Below are 18,314 nucleotides of genomic sequence, written 5' to 3'. Positions count from 1 at the left end.
AATGTTGTTGCAACCCTTTTGCCGCCGCGGAACCGGAGCCGGCCGGCTCTCCATTGAGGGCGACTGCTGCAACACTCCCCGCGGTCGCAACTGAACGCGGCGATTGCAGGCAGGGCTGTGGACACAGGCGCGCGGCATTCCTGTTTGACAATGTTGCCTTTCGATGACAAACTGCTGGCACAACTCGACCGGACCGCACGCGTGGCTGTTTTGACCGGCGCCGGCATCTCGGCGGAAAGCGGTTTGCCGACCTTTCGCGGCCCGGGCGGCTGGTGGCGCAATCATCGCGCCGAGGAATTGGCCACCCCCGCAGCCTTCCAGCGTGATCCCCGGCTCGTGTGGGAATGGTACCGTCACCGCCGGGAGCAGGTGGCGCAGCATCACCCCAATGCCGGACATGCCGCGCTGGTGGCATTGGCCGGGCAGGTGCAGCAATTCACTCTGATCACCCAATGCGTTGACCGCTATCATCAACAGGCGGGGTCACGGGAGGTGATCGAGCTGCACGGCAATCTGCGGGAGAGCCGCTGCCTGCAATGCGGTGTGCAGGCGGAGGGCGCGACCGAGATTTGGCGCGAGGGGCTGCCCTATTGCGGCTGTGGCGGTTTGCGCCGGCCGGCGGTGGTGTGGTTTGGGGAGGAATTGCCGGCCGCCGTATTGCAGCGGGCCTTTCATGCCGCGGAGGCGTGCACGATCTTTTTCGCGATCGGCACTTCCGCCGTGGTCTACCCAGCGGCACAATTGCCCCATGTCGCGCGGGCGGCGGGCGCCACCTTAGTGGAGATCAATCCCGAGAGAACACCGTTGACGCCGCAAGCGCATTGGTTTTTGCAGGGACCAGCGGGTGAAATCCTGCCGGCACTGCTTGCCGCCCTCTCCGGCGCAGGCGCTGGCAGCACCGCGTCGGTGTGAACAACTTCGCCAGGAAAATCTGTCGCCGATATTCAACACAATGAAGATTCGCTTTTTGCCGGCCGCCGTGGTTGCCCTGTGCCATCTTGCAGGATGCGCCTATTTCAACACCTACTACAACACCCAACGGCTTTACAAGGAAGCCCTGGAAGAGCACAAACGCCGGCCGGCCACGGTGGACAAGCCCACTGCGGCCGAAATTCAAAAGTTCGACAAGACGATCGAGAAAGGCTCGAAGATTCTGCAGGTCTATCCCAACTCCAAATACGTGGACGACACCCTGCTGATGCTGGGCGAGTGTTTCTTCCACAAGCAGGAGTATCCCCAGGCGTTGCGCAAGTTCAACGAGCTGATCACGCTCTTTCCCCAAAGCGAGCTGGTAGCGCCCGCCCTTTTGTGGAAAGCGCGCACCTACATCGAGCAGGAGGACTTCACCAACGCCGAAGCCGTGCTCAAGGAACTGCAAAACGACCGCAAAAAGGGCGACATTCTCCATCGCGCGCAATACCATCTCGGGGAGATTTACTATCGCCAGGAGCAGTATGAGCCCGCCGCACGGCTGTTCGAGCCGGCGGCCAAGCGCCTCTCCGACAAGAAGTTGCGCGTCGCGGCCTACCTGCGCTGGGGCGAATGCCGTTTCAAGCTCAAGCACTATCACGAGGCCGCCAAGGCCTACTATCAAGCCGGCAAGCAGGATGTTGATCTGGACGTCAAATTCAACGCCGGTCTTGCCTTCGCACGTGCGCTCAAAGCCGACGGCAGCTACGACAAGGCGCTGCTCAAATTGAACAGCATGCAAAAGGAATTCAGCACGCACAAAAACCTGGCGTGGGTGCGTTTCGAAATCGCGGAGTGCAAGCTGCGCCAGGGCCGGGTGGAAGAAGCGGAGGAGCTGTTCGCGCTGATCACCGCCAATGACAAGCGCACCGAGGCCTCGGCGGCCGCCTATTTCGTGCTGGGTGATTTGTATCAGCGCCAGCGCCATGATTATGCCAGGGCCAAAGAATTCTTCGACAAGGTGCGCAGCGAGAACAGCCGCTCGGAATATGCCACGGCCGCACAACAGCGCTCCAAAGCCATCGATGATTTGCTGAAATTGAACAGTGCGCTCAGCCTGCTGCGGTTGCAGCAGCAATCCCCCGCCAGCCCGGCCGGCCAGCCGCAAGCAGAGCGCACCCGGGAAAGTCACCAAAGCTCCCGCGCGTCGATCCGGCGCCTGCCCACCAGAAAGCTCGCGCGCTCCAGCGATCCCGCCAAACTGCGCGCCGAAATGGCCAACAACCAAATCAATCTCGCGGAGCTGTATTACTACCAGTTCGAGATGCCGGACTCGGCTTTCCATATCTATGAAACGGTGGCGCGTGATTACCACGACACCGAGGCTGCGGCCGCCGCGCTTTATGCACTTGCATTGCTCAAGGCCGCGCAGGATTCCACTGGACTGGCGCTGCGCGACAGTCTGCTGCACGTGCTGGCGGAAAAATATCCCCACACCCGGCACGGTCGCGAGGCACGCCGGCGGCTGGGCGTGCGCGCTGCCGCGGAACAAACCACCTCTTCGGCGCGGGAGAAATTCCAGCAGGCCGAATCGCTCTGGCTCTCCGGCGGCGATCCGCAAACCGCCATTCGGCTCTTGCAGGATCTCGTGGAACAACAGGAAGACGAGGAGATCAGATCGAAATCCCTGTTTGCCATCGGCTGGCTTTATGAGAACAAGCTCACTGACAACGCCCAGGCCTATGCCGCCTACAAGCAATTACTCGAAAAATTTCCCAGCTCCTCCTATTCCAACAAGGTGCGCAAGAAAGTCACCGCTTTCGAAAAACAGATGACCGGCGCGGAAACCACCCCGGCACCGGCGGCGGGCAATCCTGCCGCCAGCGACAGTTTGCGTGCCCGCATCGAGCAGGATCGCCAGGCAGGGCCTCCTCCGCAACCACCAACTCTGGAACGCAAGCAGCAGCGCAGGCCACCACCGGAGGTGCCACCGCCACAACAACAGGAGGAGGAGGAAGAAGAGGAGGAAGAGGAACAGAACATGGATGATGTTCCTCCCCGCTGGTGAAATTCGCAGGAAAGGACGGAAGCACGAACGGCCGGTGATGATGGCTACCCCGCACCCAGGCATTTATGATTGCCCCGTGATTGCCAACCACGAAGTGGCACGGGGCATTTTTTTGATGCGCCTGCACGCACCCGCGATCGCGGCCGTGGTGCAACCCGGCCAGTTTGTCAACATTCAAACGCAGACCCGGCCGGTGGAGCAGCTCATCCCGTTGTTGCGCCGGCCGTTCAGCGTATGCCAGGTCGATCGCCAGCAGGGCCACTTCACCATTTTGTGGAAAGCGATTGGTCCCGGCACGCGCCTGCTCGCCAGCCATCGCGCCGGCACGGTGTTGAGCGTGCTGGGTCCACTGGGCCGGGGATTTCGCCTCCCGGAGCACGCCAGCAGCATCGCTTTGGTTGCCGGCGGCCTGGGCATCGCGCCCATGCCGATGCTGGCGGCGGCATTGCAACAGCGCGGTTTCTCTTTCGAGGCGTTGATCGGCTGCCGTACGGCAGCGGAGCTGTGGGGTGCGGAGGAATTGCAGCGCCTGGGCGGCCGCGTGGCCGTTGCCACGGACGACGGCAGCGCCGGCCATCACGGCTTTGTCACCGCTTTGTTGCAGCACTGGCTGGCGCAGCCGGCCACCGCGACCGGCCGCCAGGTGTATGCCTGCGGCCCCATGGCCATGCTCGCTGCCGTGGCGGAACGGTGCCGCGCGGCCAATCTCGTGGCGCAAGTCGCAGTGGAGACCATCATGGGGTGCGGCTTCGGCATTTGCATGGGCTGCAATCTGGAGCCGGCGCAGGGCGTGCAACAGTTCGGCAGATATTGGCTCGCCTGTCTGGACGGGCCGGTTTTCGACTCGGATCGCATACGCTATTCATGAACCCCCTGCAGATTCACATCGGCCGGGTGGAGTTTGCCACGCCGGTGTTCGTGGCGTCTGGCACCTTTGGCTACGGCCAGGAAGCGGCAGAGCTGGTGGATTTGCGCACCATCGGCGCGATCGTGACCAAGTCAATCGGTGCCACACCGCGTGCGGGGAATCCCCCGCCGCGGTTGTGTGAAACGCCCGCCGGCCTGCTCAATTCCATCGGCTTGCAAAATGTCGGCGTGCACAGCTTTGTCACGGAAAAACTTCCCTTTCTCCGGGCCCATGCCGGCGTGATCATCGTCAATGTCGCCGGCCGCACGCTGGAGGAATACCAGGAAGTCGTGACCGTGCTCGAAGAACAGGAGGGTATTGCCGGCTACGAATTGAATTTCTCCTGCCCCAACGTGAAGGAGGGCGGCCTGGAATTCAGCCAGAAACCGGCGGTCACCGCGGCCGCCACGGCCGCCATTCGCCGCCTCACGCAGCGGCTGGTGATTCCCAAGCTCACGCCCAATGTCACACGCGTGAGCGAGATTGCGCAGGCGGCCGAGGCGGCAGGTGCCGATGCCGTATCCCTGATCAACACCGTCACCGGCATGGCGGTTGACATCGAAACCTGGCGGCCGCGCCTGAACACGGTTGTCGGTGGCTATTCCGGGCCGGCGATCAAACCGATCGCGCTTGCCAAAGTGTATGAAGCGGCCAATGCGGTGCGCATTCCGGTGATCGGCATGGGCGGCATTCGCACCTGGCAGGATGCGGTGGAGTTCTTTCTGGTGGGTGCCACTGCGGTGCAAATCGGCACGGCGAATTTTGTCGATCCGCGCAGCGCCGTGCAAGTGGCGGAGGGATTGCGCGCTTATCTGGCGGCCAAAGGCCTGGGCAGCATTGCGGCGTTGCGCGGCCGGCTGCAGCGGTGAAGCGGCGGCGGGCCATACTCGTTGCGGGTTGCAACTTGACGGTCAACGTGCAAAGCTCATGTTTTGCACGCCAGCCATCCAAACAACCCCGGGCAGGTGTCCCCTCTGTTTCAAAACGGCTTCGTTCTTTGTGAAAATGTGCGGAAGGGAGGCAGGAAATTGGATTGGCACAATTTGGGACAGCGCGTGGTGGTCGGCCTGATTTGCATTCCGCTGATCGTGTCGGCGATTTGGGTGGGTCGGCAGTTCTTTCTGTTGTTCATCGCCCTGGTGGTTGGGCTGGGCTTGTACGAATTTTATGACCTGGCCCGGCACAAGCAGGCACGGCCGCAGCGCTGGCTCGGCATGGCGGGCGGCGTGGCCCTGCCGGTGGCCATCTACTTCGGCTACGGCGACCTGCTGTGGCTGTGGTTCACAGCGGTGGTGGTGGCGCTGCTGGTCGTGGAGCTGTTCTCCCGGCCCACCGGCGAGAGCGGCCCGCTGCACAATCTTGCGATCACAGTTTTCGGCATGGTTTATGTGGCCGGCCTGCTGTCGTTTCTCGTGGCGATTCGGGAACTGCCCCGCCTGACCGGCAGCGACTACCATGCGGCCGGCACCTGGGTCATCATGATCTTTGCAGTGATTTGGATTTGCGACACCGCCGCCTATTTCGTGGGCCTGTATTTCGGCAAACGCAAACTGTTCGCGCGTGTCAGTCCGAAAAAAACCGTGGCGGGAGCAGTGGGCGGCTTTGTTTTTGCGATTCTGTCGGCGCTCGCCTGTCAGCGGACCTTCGTAAAGGAGCTGACCGTGCCGGATGCCGTGGTCATCGGTGTGATCATCGGCGTGTTCGGACAAATGAGTGACCTGGTGGAATCACTGTTCAAACGCGACGCCGGCTTGAAGGATTCCTCCAATCTCATTCCGGGCCACGGCGGCATCCTCGACCGCTTCGACAGTGAGATGCTGGTGGCGCCGCTGGTTTATTTTTACCTCCTGGCCAGAAACACCTGAGGGACATCTGCAGGCCGGGAAGACACGGCCGGCAAGCCGCAGCCGGGCGAAGAAATATTTCCCGCCCCGGCCTCCCGGCATGGCTGTTCAGCAACAATATGAGGTCGAACATTTTCACGGAGCCTGCCATGAGCAAACTGTCAATTCTCGCCGAGTTTTGGGAGTTCATGCGGGTGCGCAAGAAATGGTGGCTGGCGCCCATTGTGGTCGTGCTGCTGGCGCTCAGTCTGCTGATCGTGCTCACCGAAGGGTCGGCGCTGGCGCCGTTCATTTACACTCTGTTTTAACATGGCCCGGCTGTTTGCACAGCCTCTGCCATCACCTCGCCGGCAGGCACCGGGGCAGTCGCCCGTGCGCGTGTGCAGGCTGGCGTCTTGATTTCAGGCAGCGGAATTTTTCGATGAATGCAAAACTTGTTCTGGCAGATGGCAGTGTCTTTACCGGCACGGCCTTCGGTGCCAAGGCTTCGGTCGCCGGCGAAGTCGTTTTCAATACCGGCATGGTCGGTTACCCCGAATGTTTCACCGATCCCTCCTATCGAGGGCAAATTCTTACACTCACCTACCCGCTCATCGGCAATTACGGCGTGCCCGCCAGCGTGGCGGCCGCCGGCCTCGATTCCCCTTTTGAATCGGCGCGCATCCAAATCGCCGGCTTGCTGGTGGCGGAGCATTCGCTCGAATTCAGCCACTGGAGCGCCCGCCAGTCGCTCGATGCCTGGCTGAAGGCGAACGGCGTGCCCGCACTGGCCGGCCTCGACACGCGCGCGCTCACACAAAAGTTGCGCACGCACGGCAGCATGCTGGGCAAGCTCATCCATGAGGAGGAAATAGAAGCGTTTCACGATCCCAACCGCGACAACCTGGTGGCGCAGGTGAGTGTGACCAAACCACAACGCTACGGCAGCGGCGCGCGCCACGTGGTGGTGATCGATTGCGGCTGCAAGAACAACATCATTCGCTGCCTGCTCCACCGCGGGTTGACTGTCACCCTCGTGCCATGGGACTGGCCGGTGGAGCGCGAGCGCTGCGACGGGGTGGTGATTTCGAACGGCCCCGGCGACCCCAAGATGTGCAGTGCCACGATTGCCACTGTGCGGAAGCTGCTGGAGCAGGACCGGCCGCTCTTCGGCATCTGTCTGGGCAGCCAGATTCTCGGCCTGGCAGCGGGCGCGGACACGTTCAAACTGAAATACGGCCATCGCAGCCAGAATCAACCATGCGTGCTGGTGGGCAGCAAGCGTTGTTTCATCACCTCGCAGAATCACGGTTATGCCGTGGATGAAAACACCCTGCCGTCCGATTGGGAGCCCTGGTTCTTCAACGCCAATGACGGCACGAATGAAGGCATTCGCCACCGGCGCAAACCGTTCTGCGGGGTGCAATTCCATCCCGAGGCCTCGCCCGGACCGGTGGACACGAGATTTCTGTTCGATGAGTTTGTGGCGCGCTTGTGAAATGTCCGTGGCAGGATTTGAGGGGCGCAGGCCTGGCGGTGGGGGGAGGCCGCAAAGATGGGCGGGATACGGTCCCGGCTGGAAAACTTGAAGCCCGGGTGGGGTGACTTCCTCTTTTTCCGCTAGCCACGCGGGGCGACAACATACCGAAGATCATGCCCGGGCCGTTTTGTGAGACGACATCGCCAATCATGATCCTGTACTCGCGGTGTCCACCCGTGATTCGTACCGGCCTCATTGCCCGCCACAGCCACGCTCCTGGGAACCTTCCAGACATGCCACACCGCGCGGCGCGGCGGTGAGCGCCGATGGTCTTCACACCACGGCAACCATGCCAGACCGCGAACAAAACCATCCCGCTGCAATGCACCCGCTGATCTCCGTGGTGCACAGACCTTTCGTCTACCCGATAAGACCGACAGGTTGTTTTTCACGCAATATCTTTGCAGTCGTGAAAGTTTCTCCGCGGTAATTTATAAGCACACTTACCCGGACCCTCCCGCCTGCCTCTCAACCACACTCCCAAACGAAAATGCGTTAATCCCGCCAATTCTGGAAATCCTGTCTGCCATACTTTTCCAACGTGCCTGGCAAACACGCCGGTGCGTCGCGATTCATCATTTTAGATTTGGGGCGCAGAAGGGGGAACAGAATTTGAGATTTCCAGCGCATTGTACCCGTCGTAATCTTGACGACGCCTCTGTCAACCAGGCGGGTCAAATCCCTGCACCCCAAAATCCTTGCGTCAACGATAGTTTCGCCCCAATAAATGGCAAACATCCAAAGCGTTCGGGCGGGAGTAGCCGGGCCGCACGTTTTGTCCCGTGTTGCGATTCGGGGCACGCATGCCGCAGCAACAGGGGATTGGTGACGACAGAACATCTGAAAACAGGGAACACCTTTTTCAACGGAGAGGCCGCACAGGACGAATGAAAATCCGCCCATTTCTGACCCGTTGCGGCACGCGCAATTTTTCAACCGTTGCAACGGCACCAGGAATCGACGGGTGATGCGCAAACACCCTCACCGGGCTTGCCACAGTGCAATTTTAGAAAACCCGAAATTCCCTCAAGCGCCAAAGCTCAGGACGCCATCCAGTTTTTCCGCAAAACCCAAAGGTGCCTCTATTTATAGACCGTGATTGAAGAATCTGCGCATGCCGTCTCGCTTGCAGGGCTGTTGGACTGAGCATTATAACGACTGGCGCTGGTCGAATGAGGTAATAAAAAAATGATGCTTCTCAAGCTGCTCCTGGAGGAACTTAAAGAATGCTGGATTTTGATCAAACCTGCCCCGCAAAAGCGTCGAAGATCAGGGCGCCATACCACATCAAGATGGGAAGACCATGAGGTCACCTCGGACACACTAAAAAAGAATCAACCGCACTTGCGTGACGATGAAAACAGGGATCAATTGCGTGCTCAGCGCTTGACGACTGGTCATGCCAATTCAGGATCGGACGTTCAAGAACACGCGCAAAAAAATATTCACAATGATCATCAAGGAAGGCGGAGCCAATCCATTCACTCCCCGGTTCACTCCCGAACAAACATCGAGGTTCAGCCCCGTTTTCCTCCGGCTCATCAGACAAGTGATGAGGACCAAGGGACTTCCACTCCTGAAAAGACGAAACCGGCAGAAATCAATAGCTATCAACGTTCTTCATCCGACAGGCACGGGGATAATCTTGTTGGTGTGGCTGATTCGAAAGCCGCGACGACAACTCTTGCCACGGGTGATTTTCACAGCACGCGCGCAAACAAGCTGGATGAAACGGGAAAAACCGGGGAACACCCGGCTGTCCTCCAAAACCGCACGGCGGAATGCAGGGAAGCGCTCGAGCACTTACTGGGAGAGCGGGAGGAAATTACAGAAGCCATGCTGGTCACCAGCACTGGCGAGGTACTGGTGAATCAAGGGGCCCATCGTGAACAAGTCATAAGGGCCGTGACCCCGGTTCTGACACTGCTCGAACTCGCAAGACGGGCGGACGACACACTGGACTTGGGGGGCCTCGAAGCCTTGCAATTGCGTGGCGCAGTGCATGTAATCATGCTTTCTCTGGCCGAACATGCAGCGACGCTGGCCCTCTGGGTGGATCGCCAGGCGCCCCAGGGGGTCATCAACTTCGAAGCGCGCAAAGTGGCAGAAAGAATCGGGGCACTTCTCGCAAAATAGAGGGGAGAGCATCATCTCACTATACCCAATTATCTGAATTTTGCATGCTAGCTTGCTGCTCCCTGGAATAAATGGCGTGTCACAAAGCGCCGTGAGTTATTCCGCCCAAAGTCAAGCAAGACCTTTTTCGAATGTGGAGAAGCCCTGATTGCGAAATTCGCCCGTTTGCCGAAGGCGTCACGGCTTCTCTCCCACAAAAATGGACGCCCACGAAATGACTTTTTCCGTGGGCTTACTGCTTTCGTGGGCGGATGGTTTGTGTTGGATCCTGACACTGAGGGTGGAAGCACTGTTGTGCTGCCTGCATTTTGTATTCAGATTTGCTGTTGTCCGGAAGAAATGGCGTGTGTGAAGTGCACCCCTGCCGGAGTTGACCGCACGCTTGCCTGCAAAATTTTTTATGCCCCCGGGGAGTTGAGCGTCGCGATCCAAGCGGCGTTCCCCACGGGGGATCAATCTGATTGCAAAATCCAGGTATTACCTATACAGGAGAAAGAGCGTGAGTCAGGTATGGGCGCAAAAATTGATTGATGACACCCTTGAAAAATTGTGTGAGGATGGTTTCGGCATTGAAGGGCTCGGGGTGTTTTCCAAACAAGGACGACTGGTGGCTCACAACTTTGGCGATCCGAAAGTTACCGACGAACAGGCGGAAGTGATTGCAGCATTACTGCTGTTCGCAAAGCATGCCAAAGAGGCCCTGCGAATCGGCACGCTGGAAGAGCTGCATATAGAAGGGAAAAAACGCTCGCTCCTCCTTTATGACATGCAAAATGGCGTGTTGGCGGTGATGGTTGGCAGGGAGGCCAATATCGGTCTGGTGAACCTCGAGACCCGGCAGGCGATCAAACAAATCGACGAATGGCTCAGCCTCCCGGCTTGAAAGAATGCCACCAACTATCCCCAGGAAATCATGACGACCATCCAGCCTCCCGGCGCCTCGCTTGCGGCCCATTTCAACGAGGCGGAGTTTAACCGTGCGCTCAAAATCGTGGTGACCGGCCCGTTTGGCAGCGGCAAAACCCGGTTCATCGGCACGGTCAGCGACATAAAAACTTTGCAGACCGAAGTGCCATGCACCGCGGCGAAGGAATCTGACAAGCTCATGACGACGGTGGCACTGGATTTCGGCATGGTCAGGCTGAATCCCGGCGCGACGGCATATCTTTTCGGCACACCGGGACAGGCACGCTTCGAATTCATGTGGGAAATTTTGGCCACGGGCATGCAGGGCCTCATCTTTTTGGTGGATAGCACGGATGCCGATAGTTTCGAGGAGGCGCGTGTTATGCTCGATTACTTTTGCAACTGTCATCCCGTGCCGCTCGTGGTGGGCGCGAACAAACAGGATTTGATGCGGGCGCAGCCTCCGGAGACAATACGCTCGGCTTTGGCATTGCCGCCAGAGGTGCCCATCCTTCCAATCAATGCAGTTCAAAAAGAAAGTGCCATGCAAGCCGTGCGGGCTGTCGCGGCAATGTTGCACAGGCAAAGGTGATTGCTTCACCTCGAACCATCCATTCAGGAGACTGAACGATGAAAGAAACGCTGCAACAGGCTGTAACTTTGACGGGCTTCTCAGAACAAGACATGCAAATACTGAAAAAGTCCGCTTCCAAAACACAAAAGTGGGCCGACTTTATTGTCAAGGAATTTTATGACACCCTGTTCGCCTATGGCCCGACCGCCGGCGTTTTCAAGGAGGGTGAGCGTCCTGACCGCGAAACCACCTTGCGCAACTGGTATCTGGAAGTGACGAGCGGCAACATCGATGACAAGTTCTGGCGACACCAGTGGTTTGTCGGCTTGATCCACATCAAACGCCGGGTTTCAAATAATTTCATGCTGGGAATGACGAGTCGGGTTCAACAACTGTTCCTGACGAAATGCATGGAAGACTTCACGCCCAAGGAAGCGATCATCGTTTTTGGCGCCTTCAAACGCGTGACCGACGTGGTGGCAACACTCATTGCCGACGGCTACTTCATCAATTATGTCGAATCATTGGAAAACGTCCTGGGTTTCAAGCGAGCGCTGGTCGAAGTCCTGCTGGATATGGAAATCGACAAACGGATCGCCGAAAGCCGGCCCCAGAAATAGTTTGCAGCGTGTTGTCCCGAGAAAACGGGAAGAGCGCTCGTCCTGCGGCACCTGTTTTCTCGGGACAACCGGGTCCTTTCTTGCAACAAGCCGAATATGGTTGAGAATACGAAAGCAGAGCTGACTCTCATCCTCAAGGACTTGCGGAACAACAATGCTGGCATCGAAGGAGCGGCATTGATTGCTCCTGATGGCAGGTTGATCGCAGACGACTTTCCCGCTGACGCCCCGCGCGAAAAAGTGGCAACGGTCTGCGGCGCGCTTTTGGAACTTGGGGCAAAGACCACCACGGCTCTGGAGCATGGCGCATTCCGGGAGTTGCATTTAAAGGGCGCAGCGCATGCCACGGTGTTGTACAACTTGAAAACGGCGGTCCTGGCGCTCCGGCTTGCGGCCGAAACCAATTTGGGCATGATCAACCTGTCTGCTCAGGAGGCCACCGAAGCAATTCGTCTTTTGCTGGCAGGTGAGCAGACCGCGAGCTGATGGCACACGTAATTGCTGGAATGATACCACCTATGAAAGACCAGTTGTGGCCATACGCAAGCGATTAAAACTGGATCGAATTATTCAGGGGCTGCGCCGCGATGATCCGGAGGTGCTCAACGCTGTTTTGGCCACACCTGACGGGTTGGTCATCGCGCATACCCTCGCCTCTGTGGAGGCTGCCAGGCAACTGGCGGCCTCGGCTGCGGCGTTGCTGGCTCTGGTCAGTAGAGCCAATCACAAGCTTGGTCACGGTGCACCGCGGGAAATATTCGTGGAAAACACCGGCAATATCCTGTACTTCTTTTGCACCGGCAGCAGCATCCTTGCCGTCACGCTCAGGCCGCATACGGAACTTGAACGATTCCTGGAATACGGCCGCGCTGCCGTGAAAGAAATCAGCTCGATTTTGGAACATGCCATTTCGCATTGAGAGCGCATGCTTGAACTGAGCGAAAAAATTTGTCAACTCAACGGCGTTCTGGGCACCGCCATCCTCGATCAGCTAGCCAACATTCATGCAATCACCTGCCTGACCGAAACAGCCGATGCCATCCTGCAGGAAATGGCACCGGCCATGCACCGGGCGCTGCAAAGCTGCAGCATGCACGAACAAGATCTGCACTCCCTGAGCCTCAAATTTCAAGACTTCACGGTTTTTGCAAAAATTTTCGAAACGTGGCTCGTGGCGGTGGTCTGCCGGAATGAGCAGATTTTTTACCTGCTGGATTCCTCCATCACGGCACTGGCCACAGAGTATTTCGCCAAGCTGCAGGAGGGGGAAAATCAGGCAAAATCGGTGTCACTGCGTGCCCGCAAAAAAACAGCGGAGGAATTTTCCACTCCCCGCATGAATGCCTTGTGCGGGGAAATCTTGAAGCTGGTCGAGCCGAGTTTTGCGCAGCCGGAGACTGCGACCAGGTTCATTCTGCGCCAACTCAGCGAACACTTGAAAATTTCGCCGGAAGAGTTGCAGCATTCGCACTTGCCCGACCTTGCCGATTGGGTTTCGGTTTCTGCGCGCCTGTTTATCGACCATGCCGATGCCGCCGAGCTCGGCAACAAGATCCGCCGGATGTGTTAGCGTTTCGGTAATGCCTTTACTTTCTGTTGAGCTGGACCTCGTCCCGTAGAGACTTTCCCTCTACCAGAAAACTCCGAGCATTACCTGCCGCAGCGGGCGGGCTGGACACTTTGCCACAATGTCATCTTCCAAAAACATTGCTTTCCGGGTGAAAGTGTTCCCAGTCAAAACGCCGTTTTGAATTTTAGTGCACTAGGGAAGGAAATCACAACCATGCAGGGACTCCTGGCCAAAATTGTGCTTGCCGTCCTGATTTTGGGCGCCCTGATGACTGCCATGACCATCATGTGGACGGATCGCCTGCAAGATGAACTGGTCAGTGAGCAAGCGAGAAAGGTGGCGGAAACCATCAGCAGCCAGGTGCTCGCTGAACAGCTCGTTTATGCCGAGAAAGTCGTGCAAAAATTGGAGCAAGACGGCACCGGGGCCGCTCCAGATGCGCAACTGAAATTGGGCTTCGTGCATCTGCCGGAACAATTCATGCGGGAGGTCGGATCACGTGCCACCTCTTCTTTCCTCAGGGGCACCCCTTATCAATATCGATTGTTGAGTGAATGGAACCACAGCCCCGAAACCGGCATCATCGATGCGTTCGAAAAATGGGCGTGGGGGCGGCTCAAAGAGCAGGAAAATGCATTCAGAAGCAACGGGACAGTGCCAGATCACAGACTCGGCTACCCCTGGCAGCCCGTCTATCGTCTGGAAAAGAGCGATACGGGCAAAGTATTGCGCTTCATGAGCGCAGTGCCGGCGAATGCGGCCTGTTTGAACTGTCATAATACCCTGGCGCAAAGCACAACGGGCCGGCAGTGGCAAAGTCATGAGCTCCTGGGCGCGCTGGCGATTTCAGTTCCGATGCGGGAACTCGACCGTCTGGCGGCACGGGCCCGAATTTTTCTTCTGGCCGGCATTGGCGGGATTTTTCTGCTGGTGGCCGTCATCGTGACGCTGATCGTTTCCCGTGCCGGCATTGGGCCAATCATGACGACCGTAAACCTGCTGCGGGAGCATGCCACCCAGCTCGAGCAAGCCGCCGGCAGCCTTGTCAACGTCAATCGGGATATTGCGTTCGAATCGGAGCAGCAATTCCAAGCGCTGCGAAAGCTGGACTTCATCAAAGACCTGTATGGTCATGACCGCCAGTTGCAAGGAATGCTCGAATCGGCCGCGAACAGCCTCGACAAAACCCGGCACTCGGCAGAGCAAGTGGCCGCCGCCCTGGAACGCTCGACCATGGTGTGCAGCAAAATCGAAAAGAGCTGCCTGGAGATCAAAAAGATCTGTGATCAGACGCAGGGAAAGACAGGGCAAAAAAAGTCAACAGGGAAATGAAGCGAGATCATCTCGCCTGCTCGGGAGCGTGTCGATCCCAAGATAATACCAGAAAATGAGGGCGCAGGGATCGGGGTTGGCATTGCTCACACCACTGTTCATTGTCTTGCAGGAAAAAGTCCTGAATATTTTCCGGCGGTGAAAGTGGCAGTTCGCGCAGGATCGACAGGCCGCCGCTGCCGGCATTGAAATTTCTTCGCGGCAACACCAAGCCCGGGCATGCAAACCAAAGACCCGGCAAGGCCGATGCAGGTGAGGTCTGACTGTTGCTGACGACAATGACGCAACAGCAGCATTTGAGGCGGAATGACATGACAAGACCCCACTTCGTAGTCGGATTGAAACCAGGCTTTACTTTGATTGAACAATGTCTCTGCTAAACCTCATGAACTGGCAAACACCTTGTCTTTTTGTCGTGGCGATCGGCGCGCTCACCACGTCAGCGCCGGTGTTGGCTCAGGAAACGAGCGGGGAGGACACCACCTTCGCGGCAACGCCTGCCGTGCTCAACGACTCCAATCTTGTTCACCTTGCGCGGGCAGTGCGTTTTATGGAAAAGGGATGTCTTCGTCTCAGCGGTGCGGACGGCCGCCTGGTATCCCATCTTGGTGCTGAAAATGAGGTGTCCTCTACTCGTGGCCGGTTGACTTTGTATGAGGGGGCTCATCCTCGAGTTCATTTGGGAATCGACGCCAGCGGCGGCGGCCAGTTTCATCTCAAAGATCGCAGCGGAGCCGACAAGATCGAGCTGGGCGTCGAGCTCGATGCCGGCGCATTGCAGCTCCGGGGCAGCAACAATACTCCCCTGCTCCGCCTTGGTGCTTCCGGGAGCGGGGTTCGCAATCAAGGTCAAATTCAGGTCTATGGCTACCGCAATAATGGCATTGATTTGTTTGTCACGCCGGAGGGCGATGGCAGAATCGAATTGCGGGGGGGCTCACTGGAGCCACCCGCAAAAAGCCAGTTGCGGGCAGCCATTGGCGCGGCGACGGTAACCGGAGAGTTCCCGGCTGGTCAAAAGCGCGTCTCCAAATCCGGTTACGTTGCAACCTACGGCAGCCAGGAGAACATGACGGCGCTGCTCGGCCCAAGAATGCTCTCCAGTGCCGATCCGCAGGGTGCCGGCAACTTGACACTGTTCAATCGCGAGGGCGAGACGACGATTCAGCTCAATGGACAAACCGGGGAAATCATCGGGCGGACAAAATCGTTCGCGATGGTGCATCCCGGGAATGAGAATGTGCGAATTGTGTATGCGGCTTTGGAAGGCCCCGAGGCGGCGGCCTACGCCCGCGGCACCGCTATTTTGGAAAACGGCCGTGCGGTGATCAGTCTGCCAGAACACTTTCAACTCGTGGCGAGCGCGGAAAACATGACCGTCCATCTCACACCGCGCTCAACGGCCTCGCGAGGTTTGGCCGTGGTATCCAGCTCACCCGCACAAATCGTCGTGGAAGAATTGGGCGGCGGGCGCGGCAGCTACAAGTTCGACTATTGGGTTTGCGCCACCCGCAAAGGATACGAAAACTTTCAAGTCATTCGGGATCGGTGAAGCAAATGATAGCGCACGGCATGGCCGTTTTGTGATGAAAACAAATGCGTGGGGCGGAGAGCTGTTCAACTCACTACTATTTCCACGTTTTGGGGTCGCCATACTGTGATCAACACGCGCCGGCGATTCCCCCCAAACACAATCCCACAGGAGTTCAACATGGCAACCAAATCCGAAAGATTACAGGAAGTGCTGACGGACTTGCGTCAGGAAACCGGCGACATTGAGGCCTCTGCCGTGGTCAGTGTGGACGGCCTGATGATCGCCTCCGACTTGCCGCGCGACGTGGGCAAGGAAACCGTGGCGGCGATGAGCGCGGCAATGCTGTCCATCGGCAAACGCGCCGCACAGGAGTTGTCACGCGGCCGGCTCAACCAGGTTTTTATCGACGGTTCCGAGGGCTCGAAAATCATCATGACCGCCGGCGACAGAGCCTTGTTGGCCGCCCTAGCGCGCCCGAATGCCAATCTCGGCCTGGTGTTCCTGGAGATGAAGCGGGCCGCTGACAATATCGCCGGCATCGTGTAAGACCCACTGCTTTTGCTGGGGGATGCAATCATCTGCTGGGATTGCATCCTCCGCTTGTACTACAACCGGAAGGTAGTGATTCAGGAGGCGCCATGAACACACTTGCACAAAAACAAAAGGCTTTTCTCGCCTGCCTGGAGAACCTCGATCGTCAACGAGCGGAAGAGATGACCCGGCAGGCCTTGAGTGCCGGCGACGATCCCGAGCAACTGCTAACCCAGATGATTCTGCCGGCGATGGACAGCATCGCCCAAAAGCAGCGCAACAAGGAAATCGTTGTCGCCCAGATCTTCGTGATGGCCAAAATCATCGAAACCTGCATCAACATGATTCTCATCGAATTGCCGATCAAACCGCGCAAACTCGGCACGGTCGTGATCGGCACCCCGATGGGCGACTATCATGGCCTGGGCAAGAAACTGGTTGCCACCTTTCTGCGCTTGGCGGATTTTGAAGTGATGGATCTCGGTTTGAGCGTCAACCGATACGACTTTGTCAACATGGCGATCGCCTTCAACGCCAAAGTCATTTGTGTGTCCGCGCTCTTGCTGCATACCGCGCTCGGAATCCGGCAAATTCGCGAAGAGCTGGACAGCCGCCAGCATCGCGACATCAAGCTTGTGGTCGGCGGTGCCTTGTTCAATTTCAATCCCAAACTCAAAGACAAATACGGCGCGGATGCCATGGCCTCCAATGCCATGGATGCCGTGCGTGTTGTCAAGCACCTGATGGGGGTGAAATAATGCCGACACCACTGGAAAGATTACTCGCCGCGATCAGCCACAAGGAATCCGATCGCATCCCGATTCTCCCCATTCTCCTGCAGCAGGGCGCCAAAGAGCTCGGCATGCCGTTGCAGGAGTATTTCACCAATGGCGAAAAGCTGGCGGAAGGTCAGGAACGTTTGCTGGAAAAATATGGGCACGACGGCGTCATTGGGGTGCCGCATGTGGTTGAAGATCTGCTCGCCTTTGGCCAAAAGCTGGTCTATTTTCCCAATGGCGCACCGGTGCTGGGCAGCATGGCGATCACGCGCTTTCATGAAATCGATTCCCTGCGGCCCCACGATCCCACCGAGGTGCCGGAGCTGCGCCAAACGCTGCTCGCCATCGAGTTGCTGGCCCGGCGGTTCAAGGGCAAAGTGCCGATCTTCGGCGCCGGCATTGCGCCGTTCTCCTTGCCGAGCATGTTCATCGGCACGGAAAAATGGCTGCAATTGCTGTTTGACGACGAGCAAATGCGGCTGCAGTACCTGGATAAATTTCTCGCGGTGTCGATGGAGTTCTGTGTCAACTGGATGAATCGCCAGCTCGCGGCCGGTGCCGATGCCGTGATCATTGCCGACGGCATGGCTTCTGCAACCATCCTGCTGCGCAAACAATTTCAGGACTGGGCCGTGCCCGTCATCAAGCAAACCATCAGCAGGATCAACGGCCCGGTGGTCTACGAAGGGGTGGGCTCGCTCGGCCAGTTTGCCGAGCTGTTGCCGGAATTGGGTGCGGTGGCCGTGGTACTCGATCGCACGGACGACCTGGCCGCCTGCAAGAAAGTCCTGCAGGGCAAAGTGGCGATGGTCGGCAATTTGAACAACATCGCCATGATCGACTGGACGCCGGAGGAAATCGAGCAGCAGGTGAAAACAGCTTGTCTGGCTGCCAAAGCCGGCGGCGGTTTTATACTGGCCAACCAGGGCCCCGAAATGCCCTATGATGTTCCGGACGCCAACATTCAAGCCTTTGTGGAGGCGGGGAAAAGATGGGGCAAGCAATGAGCCGTAATCCGGAGCCCTTCATCGGAGGGCACCGGCAATAATTTTGTTGCGCCTGTGCCCTCATGGCCGGCCATGTTC

Annotated in this window: 20 protein-coding genes; 19 read left to right on the top strand and 1 reads right to left on the bottom strand. The window is 58.0% G+C overall.

The genetic code is table 11. The features are described 5' to 3' along the window. Positions 1–150: 150 nt before the first annotated feature. The 15 genes from ONB52_19660 (at position 151) to ONB52_19590 (ending at position 14,385) form a co-directional block, all read left to right on the top strand. A complete protein-coding gene (locus ONB52_19660; GenBank protein ID MDZ7418349.1) occupies positions 151–912 on the top strand; it encodes an NAD-dependent deacylase in 762 nt (253 codons plus the stop codon). Between the two features lie 40 nt (positions 913–952). Further along, positions 953–2,977: a tetratricopeptide repeat protein gene (locus ONB52_19655; GenBank protein ID MDZ7418348.1), complete on the top strand. Its 2,025-nt coding sequence runs from the start codon at positions 953–955 to the stop codon at positions 2,975–2,977. A gap of 76 nt (positions 2,978–3,053) precedes the next feature. Next, positions 3,054–3,845 (top strand): dihydroorotate dehydrogenase electron transfer subunit, encoded by a 792-nt coding sequence (locus ONB52_19650; GenBank protein MDZ7418347.1) that lies wholly within the window; start codon positions 3,054–3,056, stop codon positions 3,843–3,845. Further along, positions 3,842–4,753 (top strand): dihydroorotate dehydrogenase, encoded by a 912-nt coding sequence (locus ONB52_19645; protein ID MDZ7418346.1) that lies wholly within the window; start codon positions 3,842–3,844, stop codon positions 4,751–4,753. Before ONB52_19650 ends, ONB52_19645 begins: the two co-directional genes overlap by 4 nt. 159 nt (positions 4,754–4,912) lie before the next feature. Further along, positions 4,913–5,749 (top strand): phosphatidate cytidylyltransferase, encoded by an 837-nt coding sequence (locus tag ONB52_19640; protein ID MDZ7418345.1) that lies wholly within the window; start codon positions 4,913–4,915, stop codon positions 5,747–5,749. Positions 5,750–5,877: 128 nt separating this feature from the next. Further along, the gene (locus ONB52_19635; GenBank protein ID MDZ7418344.1) at positions 5,878–6,036 is read left to right on the top strand and encodes a DUF5989 family protein; all 159 of its coding nucleotides are present in this window, start codon (positions 5,878–5,880) and stop codon (positions 6,034–6,036) included. Between the two features lie 113 nt (positions 6,037–6,149). Beyond that, the gene (carA, locus tag ONB52_19630) at positions 6,150–7,205 is read left to right on the top strand and encodes a glutamine-hydrolyzing carbamoyl-phosphate synthase small subunit (GenBank protein ID MDZ7418343.1); all 1,056 of its coding nucleotides are present in this window, start codon (positions 6,150–6,152) and stop codon (positions 7,203–7,205) included. A gap of 1,230 nt (positions 7,206–8,435) precedes the next feature. Beyond that, on the top strand, positions 8,436–9,383 hold the full coding sequence (locus ONB52_19625) for a hypothetical protein (protein MDZ7418342.1): 948 nt from the start codon (positions 8,436–8,438) through the stop codon (positions 9,381–9,383). 499 nt (positions 9,384–9,882) lie between these two features. Further along, positions 9,883–10,266 carry a roadblock/LC7 domain-containing protein gene (locus ONB52_19620; protein MDZ7418341.1) on the top strand — a complete coding sequence of 128 codons (384 nt, stop codon included), beginning with the start codon at positions 9,883–9,885 and terminating at the stop codon, positions 10,264–10,266. A 30-nt stretch (positions 10,267–10,296) separates the two neighbouring features. After that, entirely contained in the window at positions 10,297–10,881 is a 585-nt protein-coding gene (locus tag ONB52_19615) for an ATP/GTP-binding protein (protein MDZ7418340.1), read from the top strand. 38 nt (positions 10,882–10,919) lie between these two features. After that, the gene (locus ONB52_19610) at positions 10,920–11,483 is read left to right on the top strand and encodes a protoglobin domain-containing protein (GenBank protein ID MDZ7418339.1); all 564 of its coding nucleotides are present in this window, start codon (positions 10,920–10,922) and stop codon (positions 11,481–11,483) included. 96 nt (positions 11,484–11,579) lie between these two features. Then, positions 11,580–11,969, top strand: coding sequence for a roadblock/LC7 domain-containing protein (locus tag ONB52_19605; GenBank protein ID MDZ7418338.1), 390 nt, complete (start codon positions 11,580–11,582; stop codon positions 11,967–11,969). Positions 11,970–12,015: 46 nt separating this feature from the next. Next, positions 12,016–12,402 carry a roadblock/LC7 domain-containing protein gene (locus tag ONB52_19600; protein MDZ7418337.1) on the top strand — a complete coding sequence of 129 codons (387 nt, stop codon included), beginning with the start codon at positions 12,016–12,018 and terminating at the stop codon, positions 12,400–12,402. Between the two features lie 6 nt (positions 12,403–12,408). After that, positions 12,409–13,053: a hypothetical protein gene (locus tag ONB52_19595; protein MDZ7418336.1), complete on the top strand. Its 645-nt coding sequence runs from the start codon at positions 12,409–12,411 to the stop codon at positions 13,051–13,053. Positions 13,054–13,338: 285 nt separating this feature from the next. Next, positions 13,339–14,385 (top strand): DUF3365 domain-containing protein, encoded by a 1,047-nt coding sequence (locus ONB52_19590; protein ID MDZ7418335.1) that lies wholly within the window; start codon positions 13,339–13,341, stop codon positions 14,383–14,385. Between the two features lie 7 nt (positions 14,386–14,392). On the opposite strand, the gene ONB52_19585 is transcribed toward ONB52_19590, so the two are convergent. Further along, positions 14,393–14,698 carry a hypothetical protein gene (locus tag ONB52_19585; protein MDZ7418334.1) on the bottom strand — a complete coding sequence of 102 codons (306 nt, stop codon included), beginning with the start codon at positions 14,696–14,698 and terminating at the stop codon, positions 14,393–14,395. Between the two features lie 54 nt (positions 14,699–14,752). On the opposite strand from ONB52_19585, the gene ONB52_19580 reads away from it, so the two are divergent. From ONB52_19580 to ONB52_19565, 4 genes are all read left to right on the top strand, one after another. Then, positions 14,753–15,937, top strand: coding sequence for a hypothetical protein (locus ONB52_19580; protein ID MDZ7418333.1), 1,185 nt, complete (start codon positions 14,753–14,755; stop codon positions 15,935–15,937). Between the two features lie 159 nt (positions 15,938–16,096). Continuing rightward, a complete protein-coding gene (locus tag ONB52_19575; protein ID MDZ7418332.1) occupies positions 16,097–16,465 on the top strand; it encodes a roadblock/LC7 domain-containing protein in 369 nt (122 codons plus the stop codon). Between the two features lie 92 nt (positions 16,466–16,557). Continuing rightward, complete coding sequence (locus ONB52_19570; protein ID MDZ7418331.1) at positions 16,558–17,208, top strand: cobalamin-dependent protein; 651 nt, start codon at positions 16,558–16,560, stop codon at positions 17,206–17,208. After that, positions 17,208–18,236 (top strand): uroporphyrinogen decarboxylase family protein, encoded by a 1,029-nt coding sequence (locus ONB52_19565; protein ID MDZ7418330.1) that lies wholly within the window; start codon positions 17,208–17,210, stop codon positions 18,234–18,236. Before ONB52_19570 ends, ONB52_19565 begins: the two co-directional genes overlap by 1 nt. Positions 18,237–18,314: the final 78 nt, after the last annotated feature.

The organism is candidate division KSB1 bacterium (genome assembly GCA_034506255.1).
Lineage (GTDB): Bacteria > Zhuqueibacterota > Zhuqueibacteria > Zhuqueibacterales > Zhuqueibacteraceae > Coneutiohabitans > Coneutiohabitans thermophilus.
Note: the sequence above shows the minus strand (reverse complement) of the source record. Positions and strands in the feature narration are given on the sequence as shown.